At 73.1% G+C, this 13,418-nt stretch carries 8 protein-coding genes; 6 read left to right on the top strand and 2 right to left on the bottom strand.

Annotated elements, in window-relative coordinates; translation table 11 throughout:
- Positions 1 to 47: 47 nt before the first annotated feature.
- The 3 genes from OG875_RS06940 (at position 48) to OG875_RS06930 (ending at position 4,320) form a co-directional block, all read left to right on the top strand.
- Positions 48 to 1,463 (top strand): NAD(P)/FAD-dependent oxidoreductase, encoded by a 1,416-nt coding sequence (locus OG875_RS06940; protein ID WP_330173351.1) that lies wholly within the window; start codon positions 48 to 50, stop codon positions 1,461 to 1,463.
- Between the two features lie 252 nt (positions 1,464 to 1,715).
- Entirely contained in the window at positions 1,716 to 2,228 is a 513-nt protein-coding gene (locus tag OG875_RS06935) for a hypothetical protein (protein WP_443079246.1), read from the top strand.
- 259 nt (positions 2,229 to 2,487) lie between these two features.
- Complete coding sequence (locus OG875_RS06930; RefSeq protein WP_330173350.1) at positions 2,488 to 4,320, top strand: chitinase; 1,833 nt, start codon at positions 2,488 to 2,490, stop codon at positions 4,318 to 4,320.
- Here the strand turns inward: OG875_RS06930 and OG875_RS06925 are convergent.
- Together OG875_RS06925 and gabT are read right to left on the bottom strand one after the other, a co-directional pair.
- Positions 4,271 to 4,894 carry a phosphatase PAP2 family protein gene (locus tag OG875_RS06925; RefSeq protein WP_330173349.1) on the bottom strand — a complete coding sequence of 208 codons (624 nt, stop codon included), beginning with the start codon at positions 4,892 to 4,894 and terminating at the stop codon, positions 4,271 to 4,273. The genes OG875_RS06930 and OG875_RS06925 overlap by 50 nt on opposite strands.
- 438 nt (positions 4,895 to 5,332) lie before the next feature.
- The gene (gabT, locus tag OG875_RS06920) at positions 5,333 to 6,667 is read right to left on the bottom strand and encodes a 4-aminobutyrate--2-oxoglutarate transaminase (protein ID WP_330173348.1); all 1,335 of its coding nucleotides are present in this window, start codon (positions 6,665 to 6,667) and stop codon (positions 5,333 to 5,335) included.
- Positions 6,668 to 6,950: 283 nt separating this feature from the next.
- Between gabT and OG875_RS06915 the strand changes: the two genes are divergently transcribed.
- The 3 genes from OG875_RS06915 to OG875_RS06905 all read left to right on the top strand — a co-directional run bounded on the left by OG875_RS06915 (position 6,951) and on the right by OG875_RS06905 (position 13,264).
- On the top strand, positions 6,951 to 9,383 hold the full coding sequence (locus OG875_RS06915) for an ATP/GTP-binding protein (protein WP_330173347.1): 2,433 nt from the start codon (positions 6,951 to 6,953) through the stop codon (positions 9,381 to 9,383).
- Positions 9,384 to 9,673: 290 nt separating this feature from the next.
- Positions 9,674 to 11,257, top strand: a complete 1,584-nt coding sequence (locus OG875_RS06910; RefSeq protein WP_330177629.1) for a PucR family transcriptional regulator — start codon at positions 9,674 to 9,676, stop codon at positions 11,255 to 11,257.
- Positions 11,258 to 11,818: 561 nt separating this feature from the next.
- Complete coding sequence (locus OG875_RS06905; protein WP_330177628.1) at positions 11,819 to 13,264, top strand: aldehyde dehydrogenase family protein; 1,446 nt, start codon at positions 11,819 to 11,821, stop codon at positions 13,262 to 13,264.
- Positions 13,265 to 13,418: the final 154 nt, after the last annotated feature.

The raw sequence follows: 13,418 nt of genomic DNA, 5'->3' as shown, positions 1-13,418 counted from the left end.
ACCCCCTGATCGGACCCACCGAGCAGGACTCGAAGGAGTTGGAAGACATGGCCCCTGGTGCCATGCGTACAGCCGCCGCCTCACTCACCGACGCGCAGCCCGTCGCCCACTGGCTCGACGACCCGGGCAGGCCGGGCGCGGTGCCCGCCCTCGCGGGCGACGAACGCTGCGACCTGCTCGTCGTCGGCGGCGGCTACAGCGGCCTGTGGACCGCGCTCCTCGCCAAGGAGCGCGATCCGCGCCGCGACGTCGTCCTCATCGAGGGCCGGGAGGTGGGCTGGGCCGCCTCCGGCCGCAACGGCGGCTTCTGCTCCGCCTCCCTCACCCACGGCCTCGCCAACGGTCTCAGCCGCTGGCCCGGCGAACTGCGGGCCCTCGAAGACCTCGGCCACGGCAATCTCGCCGGCATCGAGGCCGCCGTGGAGCGCTACGGCATCGACTGCGACTTCGAGCGCACCGGCGACATCACCGTGGCCACCGAGCCGCATCAACTGGACGGTCTGCGCCGGTTGCACGAGGAGGCGACGGCGGCCGGCCTCACCGGTCTGGATCTCCTGGACGGTGACGAGGTACGCGCCGAGGTCGACTCGCCGACGTTCCTGGGCGGTCTGTGGGACCGGCGCGGCGTCGCCATGCTGAACCCGGCGCGGCTGGCGTGGGGGCTGAAGCGGGCCTGCCTCGACCTCGGCGTACGGATCTACGAGAACACCCCCGGCCTGCGACTGGCCCGCTCCGGCCCCGGCATGGCCGTCGGTACGCCGTACGGCCGTGTCCTGGCCCGCCACGTCGCCCTCGGTACGAATGTCTTCCCCTCACTCGTACGGCGCGTGCGGCCGTACACGGTGGCCGTCTACGACTACGCGCTGACCACCGAACCTCTTACCGAGGAGCAGCTCGCCGCGATCGGCTGGAAGGGGCGGCAGGGGCTCAGCGACTCGGCCAACCGGTTCCACTACTTCCGGATCACCGCGGACAACCGCATCCTGTGGGGCGGTTACGACGCGGTTTATCCGTACGGAGGACGCGTCGATCCCGCCCTCGATCACCGCCCCGAGACGTATCTCAGGCTGGCCTCGCACTTCTTCCGGTGCTTCCCTCAGTTGGAGGGGCTGCGGTTCAGTCACGCGTGGGGCGGCGCCATCGACACCTGTTCACGGTTCTCCGCCTTCTTCGGTACGGCGCACGGCGGGCGGGTCGCGTACGCGGCGGGGTACACCGGCCTCGGCGTCGGGGCGACCCGCTTCGGGGCGGACGTCATGCTCGATCTGCTGGCGGGGGAGCGGACGGAGCGGACGGCGCTGGAGATGGTCAGGACGAAGCCGGTGCCCTTCCCGCCCGAGCCGGCCGCCTGGGCGGGCATCGGGCTCACCCAGTGGTCGCTGGCCCGCGCGGACGACAGGGGCGGCCGGCGCAATCTCTGGCTGAGGGCCATGGACCGGGTGGGCCTCGGCTTCGACAGCTGACCCTCCGTACGGCTGACTCTCCGTACGGCTGAGCCTCCGCCACGCCCGACCTCGGTGAGGAGGGCGTCGTCCCCGTCGCAGTACCGCACCCTCGGCCGCCCCGTGGGGCCGGTGCTGTGATCCACATCACCGACGGCTGTCGCCCGACTCGCGTCATCGTCCGGCGGGACCCGCCTCTCCCTCTGTGGACGCACTGTCCCTGGACGCACTGTCCTGCAACGTGGAAGCGGAGGCCGCATGATGACCGACTCGATGGCCCACACGGGGGCGAGGAGCGCGCTGGGGTGGCTGGCGTCGGTGGCGCCCGATCCCGGCGCCTGCCGCCGGGAATGGGAGCGGAACCCGCACGGGATCGCCCTCCTTCCCGCAGGCAAGCGGTGGGACGTCCTGATCCTCCCCGGTGAACTGGGGCGTTCGACGCTCGGCGTGCTGACCCGGCTCGTCGACCGGCCGGGCCCCGTCCTGGCCGATTTCGGTGACGCGCGCCTCGGGTTCCTCGTTCCGCCGGGCACCGTCGGGTGCTGGATCGGGACCGGGGTGCGGGGCGCGGGCAGCGGTACATGGATCGTCGTCCCGTATCCGGGGCGGGGCGGCAGCGGCGTCCGCTGGGTGGTGCCGCCGGACGGGTCGGGCACGCTCACCGATCCGCCGGTGCTGGAACTGGCGATGCACGAGGCGGCGGCCGGGATCGCCGGGGGTACGCGGGGATCCGGGGCCGGGGGCGGCGGGCGCGGTGTCGCCGGGGGCGGCGCCCGCGAGGGCTGACCGCCGGGGCCGGGGGCGGAGGGCGGAGAGCGGAAGGCGGAGGACACGGGGCCGAGGTCTGGAGGGCCGGAGGACCCCGGCCCGGTGACGGGCGGGGACGGGGCCCGGCGCGGGGACTGTTCGACGGGCAGCGGCACCGACGGCCTGTGGAGCCGTAGCACGCCGGAGGGCCAGAGGTCTTGACAACCCGATTGGTCTGGACCATGTTGGCCCGGCTCGATGTGTCCGACATTCAATTCCGCCATGCCCGGAGGCAGTTGTGGAACGCAGCAGACGCCGTTCTCGGTACCCCAGACTCGTGGCCGCCCTCGCGGCGGCCGTACTCACCGCCGGCGGCCTCGTGGTCACCACCGGGACGGCGCGCGCCGCCGACGTGGACGTCGCCGTCAACGGCGGCTTCGAATCAGGGCTCTCCGGCTGGAGTTGTACGGGCGGCAGCGGCACGATCGTCGGCACCCCCGTGCACGGCGGCGCCGCCGCGCTCAAGGGCACCCCGGCGGGCAGCGACAACGCGAAGTGCACCCAGACCGTCACCGTCCGGCCCGACTCGGCGTACACGCTGAGCGCGTGGGTCCAGGGAAGCTACGTCTACCTCGGCGCCTCCGGCATCGGCACGGGCACCGGCGACGTGTCGACGTGGACGCCGTCCGCGCCCAGCTGGCAGAAACTGACGACGTCCTTCCGCACCGGCCCCGCCACCACGTCCCTGACGCTGTACACCAACGGCTGGTACGGCACACCCGCCTACCACGTCGACGACCTCACCCTCGTCGGACCGGGCGGCCAGACCGGGCAGCCGCCGGCCACGCCCACGGGGCTCCGGACCTCCTCGGTCACCGCGTCGTCGGTCGGCCTGTCCTGGTCGCCCGTGACGGGCGCCACCGGCTACACGGTGCACCGTGACGGCGCCCCGAACGTGAACGTCACCGGCACGTCGACCACCGTCACCGGGCTGAGCCCCGCGACCGCCTACCGTTTCCAGGTCTCGGCCACCAACGCGGCGGGCCGCTCCCCGCTCTCCCCCGCGATCACCGCCACCACCTCGGCCGGCAACGGGGGCGAGGGCGGCGCAGACCTCCCCGCCCACGCCCTGGTCGGCTACCTGCACTCCAGCTTCGCCAACGGCTCCGGCTACACCCGCATGGCCGATGTGCCCGCCTCGTGGGACGTCATCAACCTCGCCTTCGGCGAACCGACATCCGTCACCTCCGGCGACATCCGCTTCAGCCTCTGCCCCGTCGCCGAATGTCCGAACGTCGAGTCACCCGCCGAGTTCAAGGCCGCCATCAAGGCCAAGCAGGCCGCCGGCAAAAAGGTCCTGATCTCCATCGGCGGCCAGAACGGCCAGGTCCAGCTCGCCTCGACCGGCGCCCGCGACGCCTTCGTCAGCTCCGTGTCCAAGATCATTGACGAGTACGGCCTCGACGGTCTCGACATCGACTTCGAGGGCCACTCGCTCTCCCTCAACACCGGCGACACCGACTTCCGGAACCCCACCAGCCCCGTCGTCGTCAACCTGATCGCCGCCGTGAAGAGCCTCAAGGCCAGGTACGGGGCGGACTTCGTGCTCACCATGGCCCCGGAGACGTTCTTCGTCCAGCTCGGCTACCAGTTCTACGGCTCCGGCCCCTTCGGCGGCCAGGACCCGCGTGCCGGGGCGTACCTCCCGGTCATCCACGCCCTGCGCGACGACCTCACCCTGCTGCACGTCCAGGACTACAACTCGGGGCCGATCATGGGGCTCGACAACCAGTACCACACCATGGGCGGCGCCGACTTCCACATCGCGATGACCGACATGCTGCTCACCGGCTTCCCCGTGGCCGGCGACAGCACCAGGGTCTTCCCGCCCCTCGCCCCGAGCCAGGTGGCGATCGGTCTCCCCGCGTCGACCCACGCGGGCAACGGCCACACCGCCCCGTCGGAGGTCAACAAGGCCCTGGACTGCCTGACGAAGAAGACCAACTGCGGTTCGTACCAGACACACGGCACGTGGCCCGCGCTGCGCGGGCTGATGACCTGGTCGATCAACTGGGACCGCTTCAACCAGTGGGAGTTCTCGCGCAACTTCGACGCGTACTTCGGGAGCTGAGCGCCGCCCCGTCACGGCTGTCGGCCCACCGCAGGGCCGCCACCGACGGGGCCCACAGCAGGCCGCAGAGCAGCCAGCTCCCGAGCACGTCCAGCGGCCAGTGGTAGCCCCGTAGCACCAGTCCGATGCCCGTCGCCGCACCGAGCACCACGGCGACGGGCATCGCCCGTACGCGCCCCGTACGGGGCCCCAGCAGCAGCGCGACGCCGCAGTAGGCGACCGTCGCCGTCGCGGTGTGGCCGGACGGGTAGAAGCCGGACTCGGCAGTGAGCGGCCCGGTCCGGTCGATCCAGAGCTTGAACGGCACCACGAGCAGGGGAACGGCGGCCATGGCAAGCGCCACGGCCGCCGCCCGCGCACGGTGCCCACGCCACGCCGCGTACCCGACGGCGACGGCCAGGACGGGGAGAGCGACGGTGACGTTGCCGAGATCGGCCAGGAACTCCGTCAACCGGGCGGGGCCCTGCCCGAAGGCCGTACGACCCAGGCGTTCGTCGGCGTCACGGAGCGGACCGCCGGCTGCGACCTGCCAGGTGACGAGCCCGAAGAGGACGGCGCAGAGGGCCGACACCACGAGGGGACCGAGCCGACCGGTGGGGCCGAGGAGGCGGAAGAAGCCGAGGGGGCCGTCGGGGCCGGTGCGCCGGGAGAGGGAAGTCGGCCGCCCCGGAACAGGGGGGGTAGTTCCGAGACGGCCGCCAGGACCGGGTCGCCGCGCGCCCCGGGGGGTGTGGGGCGGGCGGCCGTCCGATCGGTGAGGAATTCCGGAGCTGGGTGCTCCAGTGCGTCCGAGGACGCGGTCCGGACGGTGCTGGGGCAGCTCCGTCGCGGGCTCGCCCGCAGTCTCCTGCGAGCGGGGTGTTTCTCTCATCTGCCGGAACCGTACGTCAGCGCCGTGAGGACCGACAGCGGGAAGGGGAACCCGCCATCGGCCCCGCACAGCTTCTTCACAGGCCCCGCCCGGGCCCCCGCCCCGGGGCGGGGCGGGGGCCCGGGCGGCGGCACCGTCGGATCAGAGACCGGCGAGCGCCTGCTCCAGGATGTCCAGCCCCTCCGTGAGGAGGTCCTCGCCGATGACCAGCGGCGGCAGGAAACGGAGCACGTTGCCGTACGTGCCGGTGGTGAGCACCAACAGCCCTTCCACGTGGCACGACTTGGCGAGCGCGGCCGTCGCCTCCGGGTTCGGCTCCTTGGTGTCCCGGTCCTTGACCAGTTCGAGGGCGAGCATCGCGCCACGGCCCCGTACGTCGCCGATGACGTCGAACTTCTCCGCCATCTCCTTGAGCCGGGGCTTCATGATCTCCTCGATGCGCCTCGCCTTCGAGACGAGGTCGAGCTCGCGCATCGTCTCGATCGCACCGAGCGCAGCGGCGCAGGCCACCGGGTTGCCGCCGTACGTACCGCCGAGGCCGCCCGAGTGCGGGGCGTCCATGATCTCCGCCCGGCCGGTCACGGCGGCGAGCGGCAGGCCGCCCGCGATGCCCTTCGCCGTGGTGATCAGGTCGGGCACGACGCCCTCGTCCTCGCACGCGAACCACTGCCCCGTCCGGCAGAAACCGGACTGGATCTCGTCCGCCACGAACACGATGCCGTTGTCCCTGGCGAACTTCGCGATGGCGGGCAGGAAGCCCTTCGCCGGCTCGATGAAGCCGCCCTCGCCGAGCAGCGGCTCAATGACGATCGCCGCGACGTTCTCCGCGCCGACCTGCTTGCTGATCTCGTCGATGGCCTGGGCGGACGCCTCGGCGCCCGCGTTCTCCGGACCGGTCGGCCAGCGGTAGCCGTACGCCACGGGGACCCGGTAGATCTCCGGGGCGAACGGACCGAACCCCTGCTTGTACGGCATGTTCTTCGAGGTCAGCGCCATCGTGAGATTCGTACGGCCGTGATAGCCGTGGTCGAAGACGACGACCGCCTGGCGCTTGGTGTACGAGCGGGCGATCTTCACCGCGTTCTCGACCGCCTCGGCGCCCGAGTTGAAGAGCGCGGACTTCTTCGCGTGGTCGCCCGGCGTCAGCTCGGCGAGCTGCTCGCAGACCTCCACGTACCCCTCGTACGGCGTGACCATGAAACAGGTGTGGGTGAAGTCCGCGAGCTGCGCCGTGGCGCGGCGTACGACGGCCTCCGCGGAGGAACCGACGGACGTCACCGCGATGCCGGACCCGAAGTCGATGAAACGGTTGCCGTCCACGTCCTCGACGACCCCGCCACTCGCGCGGGCGGCGAAGACAGGCATCACGGACCCCACACCGGCGGCGACCGAGGCGGTACGGCGGTTCTGCAGCTCCACGGACTTGGGACCGGGGACGGCGGTCACGATGCGCCGCTCCTGCGGGATTGAGGTCATGAGGGGCTCCTGGGGGTGGTTCCGGACGCTACGTGTCTCGTGTTCTCGGATCTGGGCTTCACTTCGCAGGCTAGGGGCGGAGCGGGGCGGCGGGCATGCGCCGTTCGGGAGTGTCGGCTGCGTGTCCTTGTCCGTCCCGGACATAGGGGCGCGCCGGACCTCTCCGGGCACGCCCGGGCGCCCGGTCGACACTCCGTACGGCCGGAACGGTGAACTCCCCCTACGTGGGCACTAGATTGAGGCGTGTACAGGGCGGACCTGGCTGGTCAGGGGACAGGGGTTCATGAACACCGACGGCACGCACGACCCGCGCGGCACACGAGCCAATCCGGTGCCCCGTCCTGCGGGGCCACCGCCCCGGCCCCCCGCACCACCGTCGGCGCCGCCCGCCGCTCCCTGGGGAACGCCGGACGTCCCGCCGTCCGAGGGCTCCGCCCCCCCGGAGCACCTGGCCGCCGCGCCCGCCTCCGCCGCCCCGGCGCCGCCACCGTCGCCGACGCACGCCCCGGCCCCGGGCATCGGCGCCTCCGTCGCCGACTGGCTGCGCATCCCCCGCCCCCAGGCCGAACCGGGCGTCTGGCGCCTCGGCCACCGCCCGCGCCCGCCGGAGGAACCCGATCAGGTGCCGGCCCGGCAACTGTTCAGCGGCGCCCTCGTCGCGTACCTCTGCGGCTGGCTCGTCTGGTCGCTGCTGTGGAACGGCTACCTCGGCGGCTGGTGGATCTTCGGCGACCGCTGGTGGCTCCTGCCGATCCAGTGGCTCACCCCGGAGAGCTGGCGGTTCCGGGACAGCCCCGACGTCGAGCTGTACGTCGCGGCCAGCTATCTCTACTACGCCCTGGTCATCGGCCTGCTCGCCGTCGGCTTCGGCCGTATCGGCAACTGGAACGAGGTCTGGCGGCGCTACGGCGTGCCGCTGTGGCCGCTCTTCGTCCTGCTGCCGGGTTTCTGGCGTGAGATGCCGCGCACCGTCGACTGGCTGACCTGGGTGTCGAACGTCTACTACGTGCTGCTCGTCGCCGCCGTCGTGGCCGTCCTCGGGCGGGCCGGCACCTGGCCCCCCGTACGGCGCCGCCTCGGGACGGCCACCGAGGCCGATACGCCCGCGCCGCTCCCGGCCGACGCCGACCCCGCCGACTGGCCCGACCTCCGCGCCGCCGGACTCACCGACGCCGCCGCCACGCTCGCCGCGGCCGTGCGCCGCGGCACCCTCGGCGACGTCGACTACGCGCGGATCCGCCGCGCCTGGCAGGGCGTCCGCGCCCGCCCCGAGCGGCTGCCCGCCTTCAACGACACCGTCCGGGCCCACGGAGCGGGCGCCTGCGCCCACCCGTCCGGGGCCCGCGACCTACCGCTGCGCACCGCGAACCACGACCTCGCCACGGGGCAGGTCAGGATCGGCACCGCGGCGGACCATCCCCGCAACCCGTATGCGCGGCGCACCACCGGCGTCGCCCTCGAACCGGGACTCCTGGGTACGTCGCTGCTCGCCGTGGGGCCCGCCGGCTCGGGCAAGACGGTGCGGCTCGTCCGCCCCGTCGTCGAGTCGCTGTGCCTCCAGGCGCTCGCCAACCGTGCCGCAGTCGTCGCCGTCACCGCCTACGGGGCCGCGTTCGCCCCGGACGACTCCTTCGACCTCGTGATCGCCGTCGGCCGCCCCGACGCCACACACGACCTCGACCTCTACGGGAGCACCGACGACCCCGACGAGGCCGCCAGGACGCTGTCGGAGGCGCTCGTGGGCGATCTCGCGGCCGGTCTGCCCGGCGGCGACAGGCGCCGGGCCGCGACCGCCCTCGCGCAGCTCGTCGGCCCGTACCGCGCCGTCCACGGGCACTTCCCCGCCGTCCCGGAGCTGCGCGAACTGATCGGCGGTTCCCCCACGGCCCTCCAGGCACTGCGGACCGCGCTGGAGTCGTCCGGCGACACCGGCGCCGCCGCCCAGCTGCGAGAGCTCGACGCGCGTGAGCGGCAGTCGGCGCGCGGCGACGACATCGGCGTACTCCTCGCCGAACGCCTCGCCTTCCTCGACCGCCCCGCCTTCGCCGACTTCTTCCGTACGGACGGCAACGGCAGCCGCCGGGCCTTCTCACCACGTGCGATCGAACACCCCCTGAGGGTCAGGATCGACCTCCCCGAACGGGGCCATGCCGAGGCGTCACGGATCATCGCCCGGCTCCTCCTCGCGCAGTTCACCGACGCCGCCCTCGCACGGGCCGACCGCTCACTCTTCGCCTGCCTCGTCCTGGACGACGCGACGTACGCCGTGACGGGCGACTCCGTGCGCGCCGTCCAGCGGCTGCGTTCCGCGAACGCCGGGGTGGTCCTCACGCTGCGTACGTTGGAGGACGTGCCCGACCCGTTGCGCGGCCCGCTCCTCGGTGCCGTCGGCTGCCGCATGGCGTTCTCCGGGCTCGGTCCCTGGGACGGCGGGCGCTTCGCGGAGAGCTGGGGCACCGAGTGGGTCCAGACCCGCGACGTCACCAACCGGCAGATCATCTCCGACGAACCGCTCACCAAGGCGGTGCACTTCATGCGCCGCCTGGTGACCGGCAAGGCGGCCACCGCGGAGGCCGTCACCGTGCGGGAGGTCGAGCGGGAACGGTGGTCGGCCTCCGAACTGGCCCACTCCGTACCGGCCGGCCACGCCGTGCTCTCCCTGACCACGGTCGGTGGCGAGCACGCGCCACCCATGCTGGTGGACCTCCGTACCTGAGCGATCGCGGACGACCGGAGCGCCCGCGCCGGGAGCGCGTCCTCTCCAAGAGGCGGCGGCGCCGCTCCGACCTCCGTAAGGAGGGGACGTCGTCGACGGAGGGAAGGAGACGTCGGAGACGGCCCGCCCGGGAAGCGCAGGACCTGGGGCCGCGAACGGGCCCGCCGTGCGCCTACTCGCGCGGACCCGCGTCCCCGTTCTCGTACACCCTGGCACCATTGGGGTAAGCCGTTGCTACGGGACGGCGAAAACGTCCGCTCGTCCTCCTCATGAAGGTCCTACGGTCCGCCATGCCGCCCACGCTCGCCTCGCTCATCCAGCACTCGGCGCTCAAGCTCACCGTGCGCGCGGGGGAGGACCGGCTCGACACACCGGTGCGCTGGGCACACGTCAGCGAACTCGAAGACCCGGTGCCGTACATGGACGGCGGCGAACTGCTGCTCGTCACCGCCGTCACACTGCACGCCGAGGACCCCGAGGCCATGCGGCGCTACGTGCGACGCCTCGTCGGCGCCGGTGTCGTCGGACTGGGCTTCGCCGTCGGCGTCAACTACGAGGACATCCCGGACGCCCTGGTCGACGCGGCGCGGGACGAGGGCCTGCCGCTCATCGCCGTACCGCGCCGTACGCCCTTCCTCGCGATCAGCAAGGCCGTCTCGGCGGCGATCGCGGCGGATCAGTACCGGTCGGTGACGGCGGGCTTCGAGGCACAGCGGGAGCTGACCCGCGCGGCGCTCTCCGAAGGTCCGACGGCGCTGCTGTCACGCCTCGCGGCGCACGTCGACGGCTGGGCCGCGCTCTACGACGCGACCGGCGCGGTGATCGCCGCCGCGCCGGACTGGGCCGCACGCCGGGCCAGCCGCCTCCGGCCCGAGGTGGAACGGCTGCGGAAGCGGCCGGCCCCCGCCAGCGCCGTGGTAGGCGACCCGGACGACCGGGTCGAGCTCCAGTCCCTGGGCTCCGGCCGACGGGTACGGGGCGCGCTCGCCGTCGGTACGGGGGCGGCCCTGGGCACGGCGGAGCGGTACGCGGTGCACTCGGCGGTGGCTCTGCTGACGCTCACCACGGAGCGGTCGCGCGCGCTCCAGGAGGCCGAGCAGCGGCTCGGGTCCGCGGTGCTGCGGATGCTGCTCTCGGGGCAGCCCGACCACGCGCGGGCGGTGGCGGGAGACCTGTACGGGGGGCTGCTGGACGCCCCGTTCCGGCTGCTCGTCGCCGAACCGGCCGACGCCGCCTCCGACGTCCGGGATCCCACGGCGACCCATCCGCTCCAGACCCTGACCGACACGCTGGAGGCTTCGGCGGCGCACGGAGGGGAAGCGGTGCTCGCCGTCCCCGACGGCGAGGAACGGCTGGTCGTGCTCGCGGCGGACGGGGGAGCGGTCACCGCCGCCTGCGAGACGTACAAGGAGCAGCAGGCCGACGACGCGGGTGTCGTCATCGGTCTCTCCGCCCCGACGGGGCCGATCGCGGCCGCCGGCGCGTACAAACAGGCCGAGCAGTCGCTGTCCGTCGCGCGCCGACGGGGCCGCGCACTGGTGGAGCACGAGGAACTGGCGGCCGGGTCGCTGTTGCCGCTCCTCGCCGACGACGCGGTGCGGGCCTTCGCCGACGGCATGCTGCGCGCGCTCTACGAACACGACGCCAAGGGGCGCGGCGACCTGGTGGCCTCTCTCCGGGCCTGGCTCTCGCGCCACGGCCAGTGGGACGCCGCGGCGGCCGACCTGGGTGTGCACCGGCATACGCTGCGTTATCGCATGCGCCGTGTCGAGGAGATCCTCGGCCGGACACTGGACGACCCGGACGTCCGTATGGAGCTCTGGCTGGCCCTCAAGACCACCTCCGCGACACCGCCGGGAGCCCAGTCCGCCTGAGCCAGCCGGGCCACATGCCCGCCCCGGCGAATGTCCGTCCGGCGTCACCCGGTCCTATCGCCCGCGTGGCCCCGTGACCGGCCCGACCCGCCCAGGCCCGACCCGACCAGGCCCGACCCGCCCAGGTCCGGCCCCCGCCCAGGTCCGGCATACGGGCATGCCGACACGGACATCCGCGTCGCGCACCACCGGTCCCAACTGCCGCGACGTGTTCGGAAGTTGTGCCGCCGGGCCCGCCGCCGGGCCACCACCACCGCCCTGCGGTGGGCCGAGCGACCCCGTCGAGGTACGGCCGCCGCGCCCTCCTGCCGCCGCCCCGTCACCCCTCCCTTCCCACGTCCCTCCCCCAACACCCCGCCCCGTCGCCCGTGCCCCGTCCGCAGCGCCCCCTCGGCCGCGCCCCGGCGACCCACCCCGACGCCACGTGTGCCAAAGCGTCACAGCCCGTCCCCGCCACCACTCCACCCCGGACAAATCACGTCGACGGTCACCACCCCTACGGTGGGAGGGACAGCTTCACCCATCTCGGAAGGGCCGGGACCCGCAATGCCGAACGAAACCGTGGCAGCCACCCATGCCTTCTGGCTCGCCGGACGCCCCGCCACCGGTGAGGAGACCTTCGACGTCACGTCCCCCTGGGACGGCCGGCTCGTCGGCAAGGTCGCCGTCCCGACGGAGGCGCAGGTCGAGGAGGCCGTCGCCGCCGCGTACGCCGTGCGTGACGAGTTCGCCGCGACGCCCGCGCACGTCCGGGCCGCCGCGCTCGACCATGTGTCGCGTCGCCTCGTCGAGCGCACCGAGGAGATCGCCCGTCTGATCTCCGCCGAGAACGGCAAGCCCATGAAGTGGGCACGCGGCGAGGTCGGCCGCGCCGTGTCGGTGTTCCGGTTCGCGGCGGAGGAGTCCCGCCGGTTCAACGGCGGCGAGGCCCAGCGACTCGACACCGACGCCGGCGGCACCGGGCGCCTGGCGCTCACCCGCCGCTTCCCGCGCGGCGTCGTACTCGGCATCGCGCCGTTCAACTTCCCGCTGAACCTCTGCGCCCACAAGATCGCCCCCGCCCTCGCGGTCGGCACCCCGATCATCCTCAAGCCCGCCCCGGCGACGCCGCTCTCCGGCCTGCTCATCGGCGAACTGCTCGCCGAGACCGAACTGCCTGCCGGTGCCTGGTCCGTGCTGCCCGTCGCCAACGACCGGATGCCCGCCCTCGTCCAGGACGAGCGGCTGCCCGTGATCTCCTTCACCGGCTCCGACAAGGTCGGCTTCGCCATCATGGACTCGGTCCCGCGCAAGCACTGCACCCTCGAACTCGGCGGTAACGGTGCGGCAGTTGTGCTCGCCGACTACAACAGCGAGAAGGACCTCGACTGGGCGGCCACCCGCATCGGAGCCTTCGCCAACTACCAGGGCGGCCAGTCCTGCATCTCCGTGCAGCGCGTCGTCGCGGACGCGTCCCTGTACGAGCGCCTCGTACCGAAGATCGTCGCGGCCGTCGAGGCACAGGTCACCGGGGACCCGTCCGACGACGCCACGGACGTCGGCCCCCTCGTCAACGAGGACGCCGCCAAGCGGGTCGAGGAATGGGTGGACGAGGCCGTGCGCGCGGGCGCCACGCTCCTGGCCGGCGGCAAGCGGGACGGCTCCTCGTACGCCCCCACCGTCCTCGCCGACGTCCCGGCGGACGTCACGCTCTCCTGCGAGGAGGCGTTCGGCCCCGTCCTCACACTCAGCAGCGTCGACGGCGAGGCAGCGGCGTTCGCGACGGTGAACGACTCCAAGTACGGCCTTCAGGCAGGTGTCTTCACCCACGACGTGCAGGCCGCGTTCCGCGCCCACCGGGCGCTCGAGGTCGGCGGCGTGATCGTGGGCGACGTCCCCTCGTACCGGGCCGACCAGATGCCGTACGGCGGCGTCAAGCGCTCCGGCGTCGGCCGCGAGGGCGTCAAGTACGCGATGGACGACTACACGTACGAGCGGGTGATGGTTTTCACGGGCCTCGCCCTCTGAGAGGACCGTGCCCCGCACAGCCGCCCCGTCCGGACTGCGTGCCGGCGGAACGCGTGCGCCTCTGTACGAAGGAGTGAGGGCCGGGAGCGCCGCGCGGCGCTCCCGGCCCTCACCGTGTACGCCCCCGGACCCCGCCCCACCGCCCCGACGGTGT

Origin of the sequence: Streptomyces sp. NBC_01498 (genome assembly GCF_036327775.1) — a bacterium.
Classification (GTDB): Bacteria; Actinomycetota; Actinomycetes; order Streptomycetales; family Streptomycetaceae; genus Streptomyces.
The sequence above is the reverse complement of the archived record's forward strand: the minus strand, read 5'-3'. Positions and strand labels throughout refer to the sequence as shown.